Genomic DNA, 20,145 nt, shown 5'->3' on the forward strand with positions numbered 1-20,145 from the left:
AGTGATCGGCATTCTAACGACAGGCCCGAAGCCGATATTTCTTCAATGCGACAACTAATTACAGAAGCACCGAGAAAGCCGCTTGGGCACGTTGACAGCCCTGCAAATTCATGCAGATGCAAAAGACAGTGAACCGATCCATGCTGCAAATTGCGGGCCTATTATTGGCAAAGCCTTCTAATCCGGCAAGTGTAGCGTTGGGTCTTATTTTTTATGACCGATTCAGAGGTGTTGAAACGAGGCTTTGCGTTTCCCAATGCCTCGTTATTGGACGCACGGTTACACATTCAGTTACTTGAACGGTGACGGGTAACATAGGGAAACACCCTACAGACGAAACCGATAATTATTGGCTCCTCCGTCGATCGTTCCCACGCTCAGCGTGGGAATGCATCCCGTGACGCTCTGCGTCACAAGGTCAACGGCGGACGCGGAGCGTCCATGGCGGCATTCCCACGCAGAGCGTAGGAACGATCGATACGAAAAAGCCCCGCCAGGCAATGCCGGGTGGGGCTTCGGTGACTCAGGAACGGCGGGTTAAGCGACGTTCATCGTCTTGTGCGTATCAATCAAATGCTGCACCACACCCGGATCCGCCAGGGTCGAGATATCCCCAAGGCCTTCATATTCAGCGGTGGCAATCTTGCGCAGAATCCGCCGCATGATCTTGCCCGAACGGGTTTTCGGCAGGCCTGGCGCCCACTGGATGACATCCGGCGAAGCGATCGGACCGATCTCCTTGCGCACCCAGTTTTTCAGCTCCAGACGCAGTTGCTCGCTCGGCTCTTCGCCGTTTTTCAAGGTGACATAGACATAGATGCCCTGCCCCTTGATGTCGTGCGGCACACCGACCACAGCGGCTTCGGCGACTTTCGGGTGGGCGACCATCGCGCTTTCGATCTCGGCGGTGCCCATGCGGTGGCCGGAGACGTTGAGCACGTCGTCGACGCGACCGGTGATCCAGTAGTAACCATCGGCGTCGCGACGTGCGCCGTCACCGGTGAAGTACATGCCACGGAAAGTCTTGAAGTAGGTGTCGACGAAGCGGTCGTGATCACCATACAGCGTGCGCGCCTGGCCTGGCCACGAATCGAGAATCACCAGGTTGCCCTCGGCCTCGCCTTCGATGATGTTGCCCAGGTTATCCACCAAAGCCGGCACCACACCGAAGAACGGACGCGCCGCCGAACCCGGCTTGAGTGCGTGAGCGCCCGGCAGCGGGCTCATCATGTTGCCGCCGGTTTCGGTCTGCCACCAGGTATCGACGATCGGGCAACGGGACTTGCCGACATTCTTGTAGTACCAGTCCCAGGCTTCCGGGTTGATCGGCTCGCCCACCGAACCGAGCAAGCGCAGGCTACTGCCATCGGCGCCTTCCACGGCGGCGGTGCCCGACGCCATCATCGCGCGGATCGCGGTCGGTGCGGTGTAGAGAATGTTGACCTTGTGCTTGTCGACGATCTTCGCCACCCGGGTGATGTCCGGATAGCTCGGCACGCCTTCGAACAGCAACGTGGTCGCGCCATTGGCCAGCGGGCCGTAGACGATGTAACTGTGGCCGGTGACCCAGCCGACGTCGGCGGTGCACCAGTAGATTTCGCCCGGGCGATAGTCGAACACGCGCTCGTGGGTCATGGCCGCGTACAACAAGTAGCCGCCGGTGGTGTGCTGCACGCCCTTTGGCTTGCCGGTGGAACCCGAGGTGTAGAGGATGAACAGCGCTTCTTCAGCGCCCATCTCTTTCGGCGCGCAAACGGTGCCGGCCACTTTCATCAGGTCTTCGTACCAGATGTCGCGATGCTGGTTCCACTTGATGTCGCCACCGGTGCGCTGGCACACGATGACTTTCTGGATGCTGCTGGTTTCCGGGTTGGTCAGGGCGTCGTCGACGTTGGCCTTGAGCGGGATTTTCTTGCCGGCACGAATGCCTTCGTCGGCGGTGATCACCACTTTCGAGCGGCAGTCGATGATGCGACCGGCCAGGGCTTCAGGCGAGAAACCACCGAACACTACCGAGTGAATCGCACCGATCCGGGTGCAGGCCAGCATGGCGACCACGGCTTCAGGGATCATCGGCATATAGATCGTCACCACGTCGCCGCGATGGACATCCTGGCCGCGCAGGGCGTTGGCGAATTTGCACACTTGCTCGTGCAGTTCGCGGTAGGTGATGTTGCGGCTTTCGGAAGGATCATCGCCCTCCCAAATGATCGCCACTTGATCGCCGCGCTCGGCCAGATGACGGTCGAGGCAGTTGTAGGAAACGTTCAGGGTACCGTCGGCGAACCACTTGATGTCGACATGGTGATCGTCGAAGGAAGTCTGCTTCACCGTGGTGAAAGGCTTGATCCAGTCGAGGCGCTTGGCTTGCTCGCGCCAGAAGCCGTCCGGGTTGACGACCGACTGCTGGTACATGGCCTTGTAGGTCGCCTCGTCGGTCAACGTATTGGCCAGAACCTCGGGACGAACGGGATACAGGGAAGCCGCACTCATCTTTCTTACCTCGGTGGAATAGTTGTTTTTGTATGGCACCGTTGTAGCCCGGGCCGGGCCTATAGAACCATTCGACGATGGTAGTAACAAGCCCACACATTTTGTCGTGAATAGCGACTCAGCCTGCCAAGCCAGAGGTAATTCGTCCTACTCCAGACGAGCTAGATTCCCCATTACCTGTGGGAGCTGGCTTGCCAGCGATGACGCTATGCCCGACACACCGCGTCGCCAATTTCGCCAACAAGCCGGCCCCTACATAGCCGTACACAAAGGTTTCGAAGGATTGTTACGAAAACCACCAAAAGTGTTTATCAAAACCACGCCTATATGAATTCCACCCTGCTCCCTAAAATCCACCTCGCCAACCCGGCAACCTGAGTTAACCACGTTACAGCCCCCACGAAGGCAGTTAACCCAAACCCAAGTTGTAAAGATTCACACGCAATCCCAAAAAGATTGCGTGCCCCCTCTCGCCTCAAGAAAGGTAAAACTTAAATGAAAGCTTTATTGGTTCTGGCCCTCAGCAGTCTGTGCGCAACCGCCATGGCAGACGAGGTTCAGACTGATGTCGCGCAGCATCAACCGGCTATCGAGGAATACACTTACTCGATGCACCTGGACATCGCCAAAGTTGTTTCCATGAGCGAAGTCCCCAATGTGTGTGAAGTTGTCCCGATGAAAATGGAATACGACGACTCCAAAGGCCAACGGCATATCTTGCGTTACAGCGTCATGGGCAATGGCTGCTCCAGCGGCTGAGTAACTGCACCGAATCGGATCATTTCAGCGATTGCTGAAGGTCGATTTCAGCCCGGCTTCGGTCGGGCTCAGTTGTGTTTGGAGCTCTCGAAAAGCATCCAGAAACACAAGATGTAGTGAAAAAAGCCTTTTTTTGATTACTTTTTGAGCAAACTCAGATTTGCCAAAAAAAATTTTGCCATCGCCAATCTCAGCCAAAGCCCTGTAAACCCTCGCTCCGACCGAAAAACCCTGCTTCTCGACCGCTCCATGCGCGGATTCGCCCCACCACGCCGGTGAAAATTTCCCTATAATGCCGCCTTAAACGGGCCTGCAATATCCCCTTACAGGGATCAATAGCCAGTCTGAAGCCCCGCAACAGCATTCGATGCTGATTGCGCCCATCAGAGGCTCTCGGAACCCCGTACAAAATTCTGTTTTATTGCCTGCCTTGGCGAGTGCAAAAAACGATTCCTTTAGATCCAACGCGGCCAGTACGGCCGTGTGAAATACCGACTCATCCATTTCACACGGGCAATCTGGCCCTCACGCAGGAGACGACACGTCATGCTGAGCTGGGACGAATTCGACAAAGAAGACACGGAAGTAGCAGTCAAGAGCGCTAACGCTGGCCACGCCACCGAAGCCAACATGGACCGTCTCGACAGCGCCGGCGGTGCCGCCGCGCTGGAAGCCCGCGCCGTGACCGCCAGTGACTCCGCCGCCGTGGCCCGCGCCAAGGCTGCCCTGGATTCCCTCGACGTCGCCGAAGGCCTCGCCGAACTCGAAGGCGCCTCCGCCCGTGTCGCCGTTGACGAAAAGCGCATGATCAACTGCCGCGCCGACCTCAACCAACTCGTGCCATTCAAGTACGACTGGGCCTGGCAGAAGTACCTGGACGGCTGCGCAAACCACTGGATGCCGCAAGAAGTCAACATGACCGCCGACATCGCCCTCTGGAAAAACCCGGAAGGCCTGACCGACGACGAACGCCGTATCGTGATGCGCAACCTCGGCTTCTTCTCCACCGCCGACTCCCTGGTTGCCAACAACCTGGTCCTGGCCGTGTACCGCCTGATCACCAACCCGGAATGCCGCCAGTACATCCTGCGCCAGGCCTTCGAAGAGGCGATCCACACCCACGCCTACCAGTACTGCATCGAATCGCTGGCCATGGATGAAGGCGAAATCTTCAACATGTACCACGAGATCCCATCGGTCGCGAAAAAAGCCACCTGGGGCCTGAAATACACCCGTTCGATCTCCGATCCGAAGTTCGAAACCGGCACCGTCGAAACCGACAAAGAGCTGCTGCGCAACCTGATCGCCTACTACTGCGTTCTGGAAGGCATCTTCTTCTACTGCGGCTTCACCCAAATCCTCTCCATGGGCCGCCGCAACAAAATGACCGGCGTCGCCGAGCAGTTCCAGTACATCCTGCGCGACGAATCCATGCACCTGAACTTCGGCATCGACGTGATCAACCAGATCAAAATCGAAAACCCACACCTGTGGGACGCCGAGATGAAGGAAGAAGCCTCGCAAATGATCCTGCAAGGCACCCAACTGGAAATCGAATACGCCCGCGACACCATGCCTCGCGGCGTACTGGGCATGAACGCGGCGATGATGGAGGACTACCTCAAGTTCATCGCCAACCGTCGCCTGTCGCAGATCGGTTTGAAGGAAGAGTACCCAGGGACCACTAACCCGTTCCCTTGGATGAGCGAGATCATGGACTTGAAGAAAGAGAAGAATTTCTTTGAGACGAGAGTGATTGAGTATCAGACGGGTGGGGCGTTGAGCTGGGATTGATTCCTGAGCTAGCCGCGATTTGACGAGTTGAATCGGCAAATCAAAAAATCAAAAAGCCCCGATCTGATCGGGGCTTTTTGTTGGGTAGGAAAACGCCTACTCGCAATCTCAGTAGCAGCTAAACCTCCTACAGCAAATCCAGCCCCTTTCTTATTGATAGACGATCAAAGCACTTCTAAGCTCCATTGCAGGTGCCTAAGAAACGCCCAACGTAGAAGCTACTTGCTCACACTGAACGCATGCTGGTATCAGCCTTATATGCGGACCCTTGTGAGAGAAAGAGCCTGTTGGGATTTCTTAAGTCCTCTACGTCGGGTTCCGGCCCCCCTTCATACCTACGTAGAGGTAATGGCTATGCCTGCAGGAACTCAACACCGATCCGTAATACCTGATACCTACACTCCGACAGTTTTCACCCGCCATAACCTTTTCCTTCACGCTCTACTCCTTGAAAACCAGCCATGGTTCTGTGCCCGCGATATCGGTCGATTGATGGGTGTCCATTTGAGTGATCGTATGGTCAACAAGCTGGACAAGGATCAGCGACGCGTTCTATGTATTGAGTATTTCCGGCAACCAGAAAAACAGCTGATGCTGAGTGAATCTGGCGTTTATGCGCTGCTGGTTTATCACTACGTTCCAGGGAATCGCTTGTTGCGTGAGTGGTTGACTCATCAGGTGGTATCGGCGTTACGCGATGCGAAGCAACCTGAAAGTTCGGATCGGCCGATGCTGAGTTTGTTGGATTGGCCGCAGATGTCATTGAGTTTGCTGCATTGGCAGGATGAAGGTTGGATTCGACTTCGGGATATGCCGTATCTGTTGAGCGATCAGACCCAACGACGCGTTAAGGTGGCAAAACCATGGTGGCGAAGGGTTGCGCAAATATTTCAGTCGTCAAAGCACTCGATGGGTTAGCGATGTGTTTGTAGGATCATGCGAGATCCGTTTCTATTTTCTGTAGGAAATTTCGTAGACAGTTGTAGTGGCCACTCAGTATCGTCCGGGAGTATTTAACTCTCGGCGATTGTATGGATACGGAGAACAGCAACGGCGATTGGAGTGAGGTGGAGATTCGGGCGGCCGTCGATGCCTATCTCAGCATGCTTTCTCGCGAGCAGAATGGTCAGGCGATCAACAAAGCTCATGAAAATCGCGTCCTGCGCGAGGGTGCTTTGGTTGGTCGCACCAAAGGTTCTGTTGAGTTTCGGATGCAGAACATTTCTACGGTTATGGTCGAGCTGGGTCGAAAACCTATCAAGGGATACAAGCCTGCCAAAAATGTCGGTGCCAATGTTGCGAAGAGCATTCGCGAAGCACTCAATGCTCCTGGCCCTGTAACCCCTGAAGACTTTGCCCCGACAGCCGACGAGGCAACGCTGGAGCGGCGAGCTGCAAAGCTTGAGCGACAACCGATTAAAGTGGTGCCGAAGGGAATTGAGAAACCCGCGCAGACTCATTCCAGTGGAAAGTCTTTTTTACGCGATCCGGTAGTAAGAGCGTGGGTTCGCCAGCAGGCTGAAGGTAAGTGCGAAGGATGTGGCGAGCCGGCTCCATTTGAGAAGTCGGGCATGCCGTTCCTTGAGGTTCATCACGTTAAGCATTTGGCACAAGAAGGTTCAGATCGCCCAAGCAATGCTGTTGCGTTATGCCCAAACTGTCATCGACGTTGTCATCATTCGAGTGATCGGGATGAGTTCACAGCTTTGCTTTATACAAAGGTGAAACGGTTGAAACCTGAGTAACCGAGCACGAACACAGACAATTCCTGCCGTCATCCCAGAAACATCCTACTGCCACAGTCCCTCTGGTTCGTTAACGTCGCGCAGCCCTGCCCTAGGGCCACCGATGCACGAATGCACAAGGACAGTCAGTGGCTGGCAACAAGGACATTCCCCAGGTAAAAAACCCGCCGTCAGGTGACGGGCATCACGTCACCTATCGCTTGATGACGCCCAGCGAACTGGCCGAGCGCGAGGCCCGGCAGTCAGCCTACGAGGCGATGCTCGCCCGACAGCAAGCATTCGAAGATCGGCTCGGGGTGGTTCCGATAAAAAATGAAGTGCCCCGCGTCGGATGCGTGTTCGCCAAATCCTGCAAGTTGCCGGACGCGGTCATCAACTACTCCAATCCTTCAGGAATGGTGCCGACTGACAGCCTAGAAGACTATGGCGACATCGTCTTGCTGGGTGCCAGGGAGGTCAATGACGACGGTCTGCTTGATTTGCAGACCATCAGCGGCTCCACGGTTGCGCTGGGCATTGGTCAACTGGCACTTCGTGCCCCCGCGCTCATGGCCCCGGTCATAGGCGCCGGGGTAGCGCTTGGCACGGCGACAACGGCGGCGTTGACCGGTGTGGTCGCGCTGTTCTGGGCACCCACTCTCGGCGACAGCGCTCTCTACAGCGAAGACCAACTGCGCGCTCTCGAACAGGCCCGCACGCGGGTTCGCCTGAACATCGAGCAGCAAGATGACGGCAGCCTCAAGGGTTACGGCTTTTACACCGGCAAGAACCGCGATTGGGAAATGGTCGATGTCGTGCAGGTGGCTTTGCGCGGTAGCCAGTACGTTGCCGATCTTGGGGAAGGCATCGAACTGATCTGGACGCCCGCCGAAGACGGCTCGGACATTCTCGGCATTCCCAAACTGGAAGCCGCCCCGCAGGCACCGCATATCTGGGTTTATCCGCCGACGGAACAGGCTGACGGCATCATCGTCAATCCGATTTATCCGCCTGAGTACAAGGATTTTATTCTTGTGTTTCCGGTGGGGGCTTTGGTGAAGCCCGTTTATATTGTTATTAGCCAAATGGGAGATCATTCGTATTATGACCACCCGAAAACGCTACCCGCTTTCCCCGATGCAGTCCGAGTAAAATCAAAGTCATCTGTTCAAGGAGGTGGAAAGAAACGCGCCCGTTGGGTTGACCGTAAGGGACGAATTTATGAATGGGACTACAAAAGTAATGCCGTAGAAAAGTTCGACAAATTGGGGATTCACCTTGGTGAATATAACCACATTACCGGCAAGCAAACAAAACCAGCGAAACCGGGTAGGAAAACCACAAGAAATTAAGGAATAACACATGCGCTACCTATCAATCACTGGCTTTTATCCGGACGAGAAGAAGGACGATTCTTTACAATTCGAACTGGACATCGATGGCATTGAACTCAATGAAAAAGTCGCTCAACTCGTTGAATCAAAGCCCCTCGCTGAAATGGAACCGGGAGAGTTACTTTTGAACGAGTCTCAAGTAATGGCGCTGTCCGAAATTTTAGGCGTTAGATTTCCTGCGGGATTGGAGTACTTCATAGGAACTTGTACCAACCAATGAAACAGGGTGAGCGATTGGATTGAGAATGAAAACAATGAGTGCAACACGCCCCGCCTCCCGCTATTAATACGTCACCCTGCTTCCACGGATCCAAGCCCCATGAAATTCGACCTCGCCTACTGCCTCAGCCTCGACGAAAAGCTGTCGATCTATGACGTGCGCGATCTGAATTTCGACGAGACCATGGCGTTCGACTCCGTCAAGGAGCATTTCCAATGCCCCAACGATGCTTGTCGCCTGGCCTTCGATGTAGCGAACGACTTGGGCACGTTCAACGCCAAGAACGTGAACTACGTGCGAACGCCGCACTTCAAGAATTTACCGAGCACGCGGCATGTCGAGGGGTGTCCTTATGTGAGTCTGAAGACGCCGGCGTTGGGTGTGGAAGAAGCGGAAACGGATGACAGTCGAGAGGAAAATTTCCCGTCCGAATTGTTACTGACCCGGCGTGCGTATGTGCGTAAGCCGTCCAGTGCGGCGGCGTCCGCCGATACGCAAAGGGAAGAGCCTTCAACGCCTTCGGCCGTCGCTGGCGTCGAGCAGCCGAGCCGCGATTCGGCGCCGGACAAGACCAGCGTTTTCGCCCACCCGGTGGAATGTTTCGTATCGAACTTCGACGACAAGGATTTGCTCAAGCGCATGCCGCTGAAGATTGGCGAACATACCGCGCCCTACGCTTCGTTCTTCAAGAAAATCGAATACCTGCAAGACAACAAAGGGCTGATTTACTGGGGCAAGGTCAAGCAGATCAAGGACTACACCCAGAGCTTTCGCATCGATTTCGAGAAGAAGGTCTGGTTCGAGAAGAAGCCTTACTCGGTCAATGTTTACCTGAGCAAGAAGCTCATCGACACCTACCGCAAGCGCAAGGCGTTCCTGGAGGAGATCAAGCACGCCATCGAAAGTGGGCAGGCGTTGTATTGCTTCTTTTATGGCGTGACGCCGGAGTTGAAGCAGGTACCGAGCAAGAAAAACCCCGAGCAGACGTTCGGGGTGTTCAGCGCCAGCATCGAAAATCTGGATCACTTTCTAGTGCGGGAGGCGCCGGGGTTGACCGGACAGTAATTCAATACTGAGCGTCATGCGCCTGTTGCCGCTCAAATTCCCAGATTTCCCGTTTCACTTCCATGCGCCGTTCAAGTGCGGCTTGAACGCTGGGCTCATCAAGGCCAGCGTACCGGCGCAACCAGTGAGCCATCATTTCCTCATCCGGGTAGTAAAAGTCCTTGTGCCCTTTGCTCCCTCGAGGCGTGTCGTTCATATCGCCATCGAAGCGTCCGGCAGAAAACTCGTCAGTGGGCAAAGCCCCCCATTCGGCGGCGCAATCCTCGAAAACCCAGGCGATCTCATTGATATGCTTTTGCGCCCCTCGATGGCCGCGTTTGTAAAACGCATAATCGCGGCAACTCTCCTCGAAACCCTCCATCATCTGCTCGGCGTCAACCCAGCGAAGCATGTCATGTTGCCCGGCATGACGGATCAGGCCCTCTATCCAACGGTCGACGAAACGCCTAAGGAACCCGTCGACATCCGCCTTTTTCGCGTCGGCGAAAATCATGCAATAACGGGTCTGCACATGGATGACATACAGCACGTGTTTGCGTTGCACGGTGGTCGCATGGACCAGCCACTGTTCGGCAAGCTCATCGCTCCCATCGTCTTCAATAACGGGCGACGGAGGTTTAGCCAGCGGGGTAATTTTTTTACCCTTGTGCACGCGGCTGAAGAAATTGCTGGCTGCTTCGGCGCAGTTGAAGATCAGCGCCGATGAGCAACCTGTGGTTTGTTCGCCACGCTGACGCTTGCCACCTGTCAGGTGGAAGCGTGTGAACTGAAAATTCGATTTGATTCGGGCTCAAAACAACTGTACAAAAACACAGTACATTTTGGATCAACACTCTCGAGCCCGGAGAATACCCATGGCCTCTCAAGCGATGAAAATCACCCTGGAACGTATCGCCCTTTTCCAATTCACCCCTACCCACTGCGCCCAGGCCCGAGCAATGCTGGGCTGGAGCGTGGAAGAGTTGTCGCGGGAAGCGTCGGTTTCTGTCGAGGCCATACAGCGCTTCGAAGCGCAACAGGACGTGCTGGATGTCACTCGGTTGGCCTTGGCTTACCGGTTTGAATCGGAAGGTTTGGTGTTCTTCCCCGGTTTTGCACCAGGGCGTGGGATGAATCTGAGAGGGTCTACGCCGAATCCGGTTGGGCGAGCGGATTTTGCAATGGTGGAGTGAGTAAAGGCAACGATTGACGTTTATTCCCATATAGGTATATTTTCGCATGAGTACAAGGAAGACACTCCTGTGGGTTACAGCAGCAAAAAGGACCTCAAGCAGTTACCCGCAGATGTACAGGATGTTTTTGGTCACGCTCTCGATTTAGCGCAAAACGGCAAGAGGCATCCAGATGCCAAGCATCTCAAGAGCTTTGGAGGTGCCGGGGTCCTTGAGTTGATTGAGGACTTCGATACGAACACTTACCGCGCCGTTTATACCGTTCGCTTCAGGAGCGCTATCTACGTTCTGCACTGTTTTCAGAAAAAGTCGGTTTCAGGCATTAAAACTGCGCAGTGCGATATCGACTTGATCAGAAAAAGGCTACAAGCAGCGCAGGATCACGCGAAAGGATTGGAAAATGATTGAAATCGAAGAGAGCAGCGGCAACGTTTACGAAGACCTTGGTATACCCCACTCCAATGAAATGCGAGTCAAGTCGCAGTTGGCGGCAAAAATTGGGGAAATCATCAAGGCTCGCCATTTGACCCAGATTCAGGCTTCAGAAATTCTGGGGCTTTCACAACCCAAGCTTTCTGAAATGCTGCGAGGCAAGTTTCGCGGGATCAGCGAAGCCAAGATGATGGAGTGTCTGTTGTTGCTCGGGCGCGACGTGCAAATCGTCGTCAAGTCGGCCCCCCGATCGAGAAAAGAGGGCCGGCTTGAGGTGGTCTTTGCCGAGTGAATGTCTACGGTTTGAAAGCAGGGGTCTGCCGCGCGTGTGCGGCTTGTTCATAGCCGTAAGCCAGTGCCAGAAGCTTGGCTTCACTCCATGGAGCGCCGTAGAAGAACACCGAGGTCGGTACGCCGTCTGCGTCCACTCCCGACGGCATCATGATGCCGGGGTAGCCTGCCAACGGGATGACATTCAAACCGGGGGAGCCGACATCCAGCACCAAGGCGTCGAGTTGATGGGTGTTCAGCAAGTCGTCGATGACAGAAGCGTTTTCATGGCGGATTTTTTGCCATAGCGCATTGTAAGTGCGCTCATCGAAATCGATGCTGTTGGCCGCGCTCAGGACGCTTTGCCCGTAAGCCGGATCACCTGGCGTGGCCTCGTTAAAGCGCACGATTGCGTCCAGCGTGGGAGCAGACATTGCGGTTCGCGTTGCCAGATACCTCGGCAAGTCACGCTTGATACCCATCCATAGCGCCTCATCTACCTGCTCCGATAACGGATCGGTAAGTTCCACGGGAACCAGGATGGCGCCGGCAGCCTGCATCACTTCCAGAGCCCTGGAAAATTGCGGATCGCTTTCAAGCCCCTCGGCGCTGGTGCCGAACTTCAATGGAAAGCCGATACGGCGTCCCGCCAGTGCATCAGTGCGCAGTAAAGCGGTGTAATCCGTTGCATCAATGACAGATGGCTTGTTGATCGGGTCATTTGGATCGCTGCCACGCATGGCGTTCAACAACAATGCAGCATCACGAACTGTGCGAGCCATCGGCCCCGGCGTATCGAGTTTGTAGGTCACGGGAACCATGCCACTGCGACTGAGCAAGCCCACCGTGGGTTTGATACCGACCACGCCATTGAGTGATGCAGGACAGATGATCGAACCGATCGTCTCCGTTCCAACCGTCAGCGGTGCGAAACCCGCCGCGAGCGCTGCGCCCGAACCGGCGCTGGAGCCGCATGGCGTTACGCTTAACACGTGGGGATTTCTGGTTTGCCCGCCTCGCCCGCTCCAGCCATCGGGAACGGCCGGATCGCGGAAGTTAGCCCATTCGCTAAGGTTGGTCTTTGCGAGAATGACCGCTCCGGCATCCCTCAGGCGCTGCACGATAAAGGCGTCCTGCGCTGCAGGTTGCCCAACCAGAGCCAATGAACCGGCGCTGGTCTGCATTGAATCGGAGGTATCGATGTTGTCTTTGAGCAGCACAGGAATGCCATGCAATGGACCGCGAACATGCCCACCTTGGCGTTCCTTATCGAGGACTTGTGCAATGTCCAGTGCGTCGGGGTTCAGTTCGATGATCGCGTTGATTGCCGGCCCCTGTTTGTCCAGCCTTTCGATCCGTTGCAATAAGTGCCTGACCAGCATGACGGAGCTCAGTTGACCACGCTCCATCCTCTGGTTGAGCTCATCGACACCTAAATATTCCAGCCTGGTTTCGGATATCAGGTTATGCGCATAGGCTGCGCTGGCTGCCATCGATAACACGACAATGCTGGCTAGCCGCGTCATGCGGCCATTAAAAGATACATCCATGTACAAATCCTCTGACTGATTGCGGGTCAATGACCTCACCCGCGAATCAGCCTAAAGAATCAGTCAGATTTATCCGTCGTCTTAAATCACCAGGGCTCGTACGAAAGTTCGTCGCGAGCCGTAGCCGCTCATCCGACGCTCTGTTGCTCCTCAAACATCCGCTGTTCCACCTCCTGCCACCAGGCCCCGCCCCGTTGCGGATGCCTCAGGGAGAAGGCCTCCCCCATTTGCGGCGTGGTAATCGAAATACTGCGCTCCCAGGCCAACTCCAGGATGCGGTCGAAGGGTTCGTACCAGGCGTGGGTCGACAGGTCGAAGGTGCCGTTGTGGATGGGCAGCAGCCAGCGGCCCTTGAGGTCAATGTGGGCCTGCAGGGTTTGTTCGGGTTGCATGTGCACGTGTGGCCAATCGACGTTGTAGGCGCCGGTTTCCATCAACGTCAGGTCGAACGGGCCGTACTGTTCGCCGATTCGTTTGAAACCATCGAAATAGCCGCTGTCACCACTGAAGAAGATGCGCGTGTCGCCGTCGATCATCACCCACGAAGCCCAAAGGGTGCTGTTGCCGTCGAACAGGCCGCGGCCGGAAAAGTGCTGCGAGGGGGTGGCGATGAACTGGATGCCGTCGATTTCCGTGCCTTGCCACCAGTCCCGTTGGCGGACTTTGCTGGCGTCGATACCCCATCTGATCAGCGTGTCGCCCACGCCCAGCGGAGTGAGGAAATAGTTGGCTTTGTCCGCCAGTTTGAGCACAGTCTGGTAATCCAGGTGGTCGTAGTGATCGTGGGACAGGATCACGGCTTCAATCGGCGGTAGCTCTTCCAGGCTGATGGGTGGCTGGTGAAAGCGCTTGGGGCCAGCCCATTGCACAGGCGAGGCACGTTCGGCGAAAACCGGGTCGGTGATCCAGAACTTGTCCCGCAGTTTGAGCAACAACGTGGAGTGGCCGAGGCGATAGACGCTGTGGTTCGGCGCGGCAATCAGTGCCGCTTGCGTCAGCGCTTGCACGGGGACGGGTGCCGTCGGGCGGGTGTCGCGCGGTTTGTGGAACATCGCGTTCCACAAGATGCGCAGGGTTTTGCCGATGCTTAAACGCTGTATCGGCGTGTGGTTCTGGAATTGCCCTCGAGCCTGTCGAGAGGCATCAAGGGTAGACGCGTTATTCGCCGGGGAAACTGAATTGGCCATAACTGAATGACTCCAGAAAAACCGCGCGTTGGCGATTTTCCGCTTGGGACGATAAATGGCCAAGGCACGCACGCATTAGCCGAACACTCTAGTTTTTACCGCGCAGGATTAACAAAACATTACACTGCACAGTGTAGTTTCAAGGTTGCATCAATCCCGCCCACAAGTAAACTACCGAGTGTAATTTTCCTTTTCTCTCTGCCGAAGCGGATTTATGACAGTTGCACAGCGCCTGACCGACCGAAAACGCGAAGCCATCATTCAAGCCGCGATTGCTGAGTTCCGTGCCAACGGTTTCGACATCACCAGCATGGACAAGATTGCCGCCACCGCTGGCGTGTCGAAGCGCACGGTGTATAACCATTTTCCGAGCAAGGAAGAGTTGTTCGCCGAAATTCTTAATCAATTATGGACTCGGGTGACGGCGGAGCAGGAAATGTCCTACCACCCACAACAGCCATTACGCGAGCAGATGCGCGTGATGCTGATGGCCAAGTTGCAGATGCTGGGTGATGAAAACTTTCTCGATTTGGCGCGGGTGGCCATCGCTGCCACCATCCATTCCCCCGAGCGCGCACAGAACATGGTCGCCAGAATGGGTGAGCGGGAAGAAAGCCTGACCGTGTGGATTCGCGCTGCGCAGGCCGATGGCCGATTGAAACAAGTCGACCCGGCATTTGCCGCGCAGCAGATTCAGGGAATGCTCAAATCCTTCGCGTTCTGGCCGCAAGTTTCCATGGGTCTGCCAAGTCTTTCGCCCGAAATGCAGACCACCGTCGCAGAGTCGGCGCTGGACATGTTTCTGGCCTGCTACGAGTTGCCATGAATACCGAGTCGAAGCGGGTTATGGGTTCAGCTCTGAAGCCCAGTCGACATGAAAACCTCAACCACGAACCAAACTCCGCAGCGCCGAAATCTCCGGCACCTCTCGCCGTTTCATGTAAACCCGCAGCGGTTCGGTGATGTTGATCCGCTCGTCGATGTTCTGATCGAGCAGCAATTGAATCAGCTCGCGTTTGAGGATCATGGTGCCCTCGAAGCCGGGCGCCCAGACGAATTCACTGGCGGGAATGATGCCGTCATCCGCCACGTCCCTGCCGAAAGAGTCTTCGCTGAAGCGCACGAGATAATGGCCGGTCTTGCGGTTGAGGCCTACGAAGCCTTTGAGTTGGTCAGCGGCCTGGCAGATGAGTTGGGACGTGATGCGCATGGTAAACCTCACAGTGTTTATTGTCGGTTTACACACAGGGCGAGCAATGGCTGTTTCCCTCTGCAGGGGAAATTGCCGCCAAGCGTACTGCAAACGAGCGCACAAAAACGCTGACGAAAATCAGCTTTCAATACGTTTGTGTCGGTCTTGCGATAGCGTTGATGACGCCCAGTTGTTAAAAGGGACTTCTTTGAAACCATCGCGAAAGGATCTCGAGCATGCCTGCAACCTTCACCAAAAGCGCCCTGCTGCTGAGTCTTTGGCTCGGCCTGGGGCAGGTCCAAGCCGCCAGCGAGCCCGGTCCCACAGCATTGGCCACGCGCCTGGGCATCCCGCACCCGGCGGTGATCGCCCACCGTGGCGCCTCGTTCGACGCACCGGAGTCCACGGTTGCCGCCTACAAGCTGGCCCGTGACCTGGGCGCCGATTACCTGGAACTGGACCTGCAACGCAGCAAGGACGGTGTGCTGTTCGCCCTGCACGACAACAACCTGCAACGCACCACCGATGTCGCCAGCAAATTCCCCGAGCGCAAAGACAGCCCCGCCAATGCGTTTACCATGGCCGAACTGAAAACCCTGGATGCCGGCAGTTGGTTCAACACCGCGTACCCCGATCGCGCGCGTCCATCCTATGCAGGCCTGAAAATTCTGACGCTCGATGAGATCATCGACATCGCCCAGGGCAACCCGCTGCACAAGCCAGGCCTGTACATCGAAACCAAGGAGCCCAAGCAGTTTCCCGGCATCGAACGCGATCTCAAGGACAAACTCCATGACCGCGGCTGGCTGAGCCCGGCCGGATCGAAACTGGCGAAGAGCGAGCTGGCGGTCGGTCAGGGTAAAGGCAAGGTGATCCTGCAAACGTTCGAGAAGAGCAGCCTGGAACTGCTGCAAAAGGAAATGCCCCAAGTACCGAAAATCCTTCTGCTGTGGGTGGGCGAAGGCAGCATCGAACCGAAATCCAAAGTGCCGTTTGCCGAATCCGGCGAGAAAGACAAAGCCGCTTACTACGCCAGCCAGGCACCCAAGGACAAAGCCGAATTCCAGCGCTGGGTCGACTACGCCAAAGCCCAGGGTGCGATCGGCACCGGTCCTTCCGCGACACTGACCAAGGGTGGCGATCAGAGTTACTCGGACCTGGTGCAACCGTGGATGAACCAGTACACCCACGATCAGGGACTGTTGGTGCACGTCTATACCGTCGACGATGCGGTGGATTTTCAGAAGGTCATGGATGCCGGTGTCGACGGCATTTTTACCAACCGCGCCAGCGAGTTGTTGAAGTTCTATAAACGCCCGGCCGCCGCGAGTGTCGATCAGCTGTTGAAGAATATTGGGTATTAAACCTGTGCGTGGCTTGCCCGCGATAGCCGTGTCGTCATTCAACGTTGATGTTGAAGCTGACGGCCCCATCGCGGGCAAGCCACCCTCCCACAGTGATTGAAGCAAGACATCAAAGGGAATTTTAAGGGTGGATTAAGTTACCAAAGTTAACCTGATCCCACTTAAACAGCTCACACAAGGAATGAACTCATGAAGACGCTGACTGCTCTGTTCACCGCTGCCGCCCTGACGCTCACCGCCGGTTTGGCCCAGGCTGATGTTCCTGTCGACCAGATTCCTCAGTTGGTAAAGGATGGCAAGATCAAGCCACTGGAAGAGTTGAACCAGATCGTTCTGAAACTGCATCCGGGTGCGACAATTACCGACAGTGACCTGGATAACCACTTCAACGGTTACGAGTACGAAGTCGAGTTGCGCGACGCGAAAAACGTTGAATGGGACGTGGATCTGAACGCCGCCACCGGCGAAGTCCTGAAGAACAAAAAAGACGACTGATGCGCGCCGCGAAGAGCCGCACGATTTGACGATCGTGCGGCTTTTTTGCGTCTGAATGATTGCTCGGGCTGACGGGCCTTTTCGTTATGCACTCAGCCGTGACGTCACCTCATTCAATTCTCCCGACAAGCCGTGCAAATTGTTGCTCGCCGCTTCCGTGCGCTGCACGTTATCCAGGTTGGTGCTGGCGATGCTGGTGATTTCGGTGAGGTTGCGCGAGATGTCCTCCGCCACCGACGTTTGTTCTTCAGCCGCCGTGGCGATCTGGCGATTCATGTCGCGGATGGCTTCCACGGCCAGCGTGATGCGCTCCAGCATGGCCCCGGCCTGGGTGACTTGCTCGACGCTTTCATCACTGCGCGCCTGGCCGCTTTCAATCGCTTGCGCCGCATCGATCGCACCGGTCTGCACGGTTTGAATGATCTGGTTGATCTCGATGATCGACGCCGCCGTGCGTTGCGCCAGGCTGCGTACTTCATCGGCGACCACCGCGAAACCGCGCCCGGCTTCACCGGCACGGGCCGCTTCGATGGCGGCGTTGAGGGCCAGCAGGTTAGTCTGCTCGGCGATGCCGCGGATCACTTCCAGCACCTTGCCGATACGTCCGCTGTCGGTTTCCAGTTGGCGAATAACGGTGGCGGTGTTGGCGATTTCGCCGCGCATTTGGGTGATGGTGTGAATGGTGCCCTGCATGACTTTTTCACCCTGCTGCGCCGACTGGTCGGCATCATCAGCCGCGCGTGCTGCATCGGCGGCATGGCGGGCGACTTCCTGGGCGGTGGTGGACATTTCGTTCATCGCCGTGGCCACTTGATCGGTGCGGTTGAATTGCTCGTTGGTGCCGCCAGCCATCAAAGTGGCAATCGAATTCAGTTCGCCGCTGGCACTGTCCAGGTCCGAGGCACTGCGCTGCAAACGGCTGAAGGTTTCGGCGAGGAAATCACGCAGGGTGTTGGCGGCCATCGCCAGTTTGCCCAGTTCATCCTGACGGGTGCTGGCCACTCGCTGGGCGAAACGCCCCTGGCTGAGTTGTGCCACATACTCGATCAACTGGCGAATCGGCTCGACCAGTTTACGGTTCACCAGCCACAGACTCAGCAAACCGATCATCAGCCCCGAGGCGAGCATGATGATCAGCCCCAGCCACACGGTGCGATCTGCTGCGGCGCTGATCAACTTCGATTGCTCGTTACCCTGCTTGCGCAGTTCGCTGACCAGTTCGCTCATCTGCTCGCTGGTTGCTCGGTCGACGCCTTTGACCGCGGCGTCGCCCGCCGCCGGGTCGGCACCGGCCGCGATGTAGGCATCACGGCCCTTCTGGTAAGCGGCGCCCAACTGACGGTGCTCGTCGCGCAAGCGTTCGATGCGGGTTTTGAGCGACGTCTCGATGCCCTTCTGTCCTGCCAGTTCGCCGAGGATATTTTGCACATCACGCTGACGGTCTTCGAATTGCGACCAGTACTTGTTCAGGTCTGCCGGTTGCTTGCCACGCAGCAGGACGTTTTTCCACTCCTGCACCTGCACCTTGAATTGTAAATTGGCCTCATCGATTAACTGTGAAGTGTGCAGCGGCCCTTCGATCAGGTTGGTGTAACTCTGCACGCCGCTGGAGAGAAAGTGAAAACAGGCCAGGGCGATCAGCAACATCGCGCAAAGACTGCCGCTCAACAAGGCGAGAATTTGCGCTCTCAGGGACTTTTGCAAAAACATCGGAAAGTACTCATGGCAGGAATGAGACACGCCCCGGTAGGCGTGAAAGGTGTCCGGACATCCCTGTCTGCGACCTTGGCGAATGGTCAAGGGCGCGCAACTTAACCCAAGCGTGATCGGCGTGCCAGAGCGGTTCTTGAGTAAAATCCGACCGCCGGCACGGCAATCGTTTGCGCTGTATGACTGTCACAAAAACGTCATCCAGCCTTGCGATGATGCGGCTCACGTGAACCTGTAAAACCCGCGACGGGCGCCTCTCTTTGCGAGCTCTCATGAACCACAGCATCGATCAAAGCCATCGCGATCCGGATCTGTTCGGCCTGCTTTACGGTTTCAGTTTTCGCCCTGGCGAGCGCGGTCAGGAAATCGACTCCGCCAACGCCTTGCGCTGCCTGCAACAACCGGAGGACGACGAGCAGTTCCTCTGGCTGCACCTGAACCTCGCCCATGCTGCGTGTGAGCGCTGGATGAAAAGCCATCTGGAATTGCCCGGTGAGTTTTTCGAAGCCTTGCATGAAGGCTCACGGTCGACGCGCATTGAGCATGTCGACTCGGCGTTGCTGGCGGTAGTCAACGATGTGGTGTTCAACCTCAGCAGCATGGTCTCCTCGGACGTCTCGACGCTCTGGGTCTGCGCGCGCAGTCGGTTGATCATCAGCGCGCGCCTGCAACCACTGCACTCGGTGGACAAGTTGCGTTCCTCGGTGAAGGCCGGCGAACGCTTTCGCTCGCCCCTTGAATTGCTGGTGCACCTGTTGCGCGATCAGGGCGAAGTGCTGACACAGATCGTGCGCAAGACCAGCCAGAGTGTGGATCAGATCGAAGACGAATTACTGTCGTCACGCCTGTCGACCAACCGCGCCGAACTGGGCGCCAACCGTCGCGTGCTGGTACGTCTGCAACGCTTGCTGGCGCTGGAACCGGGATCGTTGTTGCGCCTGCTCAATCGCCCGCCGCCATGGTTGCAAAAGGAGGACGTCAAAGAGCTGCGCAAATCCACCGAGGAATTCGCACTGATCATCAACGACCTGACGGCGTTGGGTGAGCGAATCAAGCTGTTGCAGGAAGAAATCGCCGCCAACCTCAACGAACAGAGCAACCGCACGCTGTTCACCCTGACGGTGGTAACGGTACTGGCGTTGCCGATCAACATCATTGCCGGTTTTTTCGGCATGAACGTCGGCGGAGTGCCGCTTTCCCAGGACCCGGAAGGGTTCTGGATTCTGGTGGCGCTGGTGGCGACGTTTACCGTGATCGCGGGGCGCTGGGCGTTCCGCAAACGGCGGGATTATTAAGCGCCACTTCTGTAGATGGGCGTCGCGCT

Annotated in this window: 20 protein-coding genes; 14 read left to right on the plus strand and 6 right to left on the minus strand. The window is 56.3% G+C overall.

The window, feature by feature from the left end:
* Nucleotides 1-537: 537 nt before the first annotated feature.
* Nucleotides 538-2,493, minus strand: coding sequence for an acetate--CoA ligase (acs, locus tag D8U18_RS17145; protein WP_131108064.1), 1,956 nt, complete (start codon nucleotides 2,491-2,493; stop codon nucleotides 538-540).
* Nucleotides 2,494-2,988: 495 nt separating this feature from the next.
* On the opposite strand from acs, the gene D8U18_RS17150 reads away from it, so the two are divergent.
* The 7 genes from D8U18_RS17150 to D8U18_RS17180 all read left to right on the plus strand — a co-directional run bounded on the left by D8U18_RS17150 (nucleotide 2,989) and on the right by D8U18_RS17180 (nucleotide 9,449).
* Nucleotides 2,989-3,252 (plus strand): DUF2790 domain-containing protein, encoded by a 264-nt coding sequence (locus tag D8U18_RS17150; protein ID WP_131108065.1) that lies wholly within the window; start codon nucleotides 2,989-2,991, stop codon nucleotides 3,250-3,252.
* A gap of 546 nt (nucleotides 3,253-3,798) precedes the next feature.
* Nucleotides 3,799-5,046, plus strand: coding sequence for a ribonucleotide-diphosphate reductase subunit beta (locus tag D8U18_RS17155; protein WP_007992761.1), 1,248 nt, complete (start codon nucleotides 3,799-3,801; stop codon nucleotides 5,044-5,046).
* A 384-nt stretch (nucleotides 5,047-5,430) separates the two neighbouring features.
* The gene (locus D8U18_RS17160; protein WP_130905168.1) at nucleotides 5,431-5,964 is read left to right on the plus strand and encodes a Bro-N domain-containing protein; all 534 of its coding nucleotides are present in this window, start codon (nucleotides 5,431-5,433) and stop codon (nucleotides 5,962-5,964) included.
* Nucleotides 5,965-6,077: 113 nt separating this feature from the next.
* Nucleotides 6,078-6,791 carry an HNH endonuclease gene (locus tag D8U18_RS17165; protein WP_130907631.1) on the plus strand — a complete coding sequence of 238 codons (714 nt, stop codon included), beginning with the start codon at nucleotides 6,078-6,080 and terminating at the stop codon, nucleotides 6,789-6,791.
* Nucleotides 6,792-6,919: 128 nt separating this feature from the next.
* Nucleotides 6,920-8,122, plus strand: a complete 1,203-nt coding sequence (locus D8U18_RS17170; RefSeq protein WP_131108066.1) for an S-type pyocin domain-containing protein — start codon at nucleotides 6,920-6,922, stop codon at nucleotides 8,120-8,122.
* Nucleotides 8,123-8,132: 10 nt separating this feature from the next.
* Nucleotides 8,133-8,384, plus strand: a complete 252-nt coding sequence (locus D8U18_RS17175; RefSeq protein WP_130905149.1) for a pyocin S6 family toxin immunity protein — start codon at nucleotides 8,133-8,135, stop codon at nucleotides 8,382-8,384.
* Between the two features lie 99 nt (nucleotides 8,385-8,483).
* A complete protein-coding gene (locus D8U18_RS17180) occupies nucleotides 8,484-9,449 on the plus strand; it encodes a hypothetical protein (protein WP_131108067.1) in 966 nt (321 codons plus the stop codon).
* 1 nt (nucleotide 9,450) lies between these two features.
* On the opposite strand, the gene D8U18_RS17185 is transcribed toward D8U18_RS17180, so the two are convergent.
* Nucleotides 9,451-10,101 (minus strand): hypothetical protein, encoded by a 651-nt coding sequence (locus D8U18_RS17185; RefSeq protein WP_241664335.1) that lies wholly within the window; start codon nucleotides 10,099-10,101, stop codon nucleotides 9,451-9,453.
* A gap of 202 nt (nucleotides 10,102-10,303) precedes the next feature.
* Here D8U18_RS17185 and D8U18_RS17190 point away from each other — a divergent pair, with 202 nt between their 5' ends.
* The 3 genes from D8U18_RS17190 (at nucleotide 10,304) to D8U18_RS17200 (ending at nucleotide 11,345) form a co-directional block, all read left to right on the plus strand.
* Nucleotides 10,304-10,621 (plus strand): helix-turn-helix transcriptional regulator, encoded by a 318-nt coding sequence (locus D8U18_RS17190; RefSeq protein WP_130905152.1) that lies wholly within the window; start codon nucleotides 10,304-10,306, stop codon nucleotides 10,619-10,621.
* A gap of 69 nt (nucleotides 10,622-10,690) precedes the next feature.
* A complete protein-coding gene (locus D8U18_RS17195; RefSeq protein WP_131108069.1) occupies nucleotides 10,691-11,029 on the plus strand; it encodes a type II toxin-antitoxin system RelE/ParE family toxin in 339 nt (112 codons plus the stop codon).
* Nucleotides 11,022-11,345: a helix-turn-helix transcriptional regulator gene (locus tag D8U18_RS17200; protein WP_131108070.1), complete on the plus strand. Its 324-nt coding sequence runs from the start codon at nucleotides 11,022-11,024 to the stop codon at nucleotides 11,343-11,345. Before D8U18_RS17195 ends, D8U18_RS17200 begins: the two co-directional genes overlap by 8 nt.
* Nucleotides 11,346-11,349: 4 nt before the next feature.
* Here D8U18_RS17200 and D8U18_RS17205 read toward each other — a convergent pair whose 3' ends face one another.
* Entirely contained in the window at nucleotides 11,350-12,903 is a 1,554-nt protein-coding gene (locus tag D8U18_RS17205; protein WP_330219569.1) for an amidase family protein, read from the minus strand.
* Between the two features lie 98 nt (nucleotides 12,904-13,001).
* On the minus strand, nucleotides 13,002-14,060 hold the full coding sequence (locus D8U18_RS17210) for an MBL fold metallo-hydrolase (protein WP_131108071.1): 1,059 nt from the start codon (nucleotides 14,058-14,060) through the stop codon (nucleotides 13,002-13,004).
* A 214-nt stretch (nucleotides 14,061-14,274) separates the two neighbouring features.
* On the opposite strand from D8U18_RS17210, the gene D8U18_RS17215 reads away from it, so the two are divergent.
* Nucleotides 14,275-14,886: a TetR/AcrR family transcriptional regulator gene (locus D8U18_RS17215; protein WP_056852580.1), complete on the plus strand. Its 612-nt coding sequence runs from the start codon at nucleotides 14,275-14,277 to the stop codon at nucleotides 14,884-14,886.
* Between the two features lie 57 nt (nucleotides 14,887-14,943).
* Here the strand turns inward: D8U18_RS17215 and D8U18_RS17220 are convergent, their stop codons facing one another.
* A complete protein-coding gene (locus tag D8U18_RS17220; RefSeq protein ID WP_056852581.1) occupies nucleotides 14,944-15,270 on the minus strand; it encodes a DUF2025 family protein in 327 nt (108 codons plus the stop codon).
* Between the two features lie 218 nt (nucleotides 15,271-15,488).
* On the opposite strand from D8U18_RS17220, the gene D8U18_RS17225 reads away from it, so the two are divergent.
* Nucleotides 15,489-16,616 carry a glycerophosphodiester phosphodiesterase gene (locus D8U18_RS17225; RefSeq protein ID WP_130905158.1) on the plus strand — a complete coding sequence of 376 codons (1,128 nt, stop codon included), beginning with the start codon at nucleotides 15,489-15,491 and terminating at the stop codon, nucleotides 16,614-16,616.
* Between the two features lie 189 nt (nucleotides 16,617-16,805).
* Complete coding sequence (locus tag D8U18_RS17230) at nucleotides 16,806-17,111, plus strand: PepSY domain-containing protein (protein ID WP_130905159.1); 306 nt, start codon at nucleotides 16,806-16,808, stop codon at nucleotides 17,109-17,111.
* 84 nt (nucleotides 17,112-17,195) lie between these two features.
* Here D8U18_RS17230 and D8U18_RS17235 read toward each other — a convergent pair whose 3' ends face one another.
* Entirely contained in the window at nucleotides 17,196-18,821 is a 1,626-nt protein-coding gene (locus D8U18_RS17235; protein WP_131108072.1) for a methyl-accepting chemotaxis protein, read from the minus strand.
* Nucleotides 18,822-19,093: 272 nt separating this feature from the next.
* Here D8U18_RS17235 and D8U18_RS17240 point away from each other — a divergent pair, with 272 nt between their 5' ends.
* Nucleotides 19,094-20,116 (plus strand): transporter, encoded by a 1,023-nt coding sequence (locus D8U18_RS17240; RefSeq protein WP_131108073.1) that lies wholly within the window; start codon nucleotides 19,094-19,096, stop codon nucleotides 20,114-20,116.
* Nucleotides 20,117-20,145: the final 29 nt, after the last annotated feature.

Source organism: Pseudomonas sp. Sample_10 (genome assembly GCF_004321495.1).
Lineage (GTDB): Bacteria > Pseudomonadota > Gammaproteobacteria > Pseudomonadales > Pseudomonadaceae > Aquipseudomonas.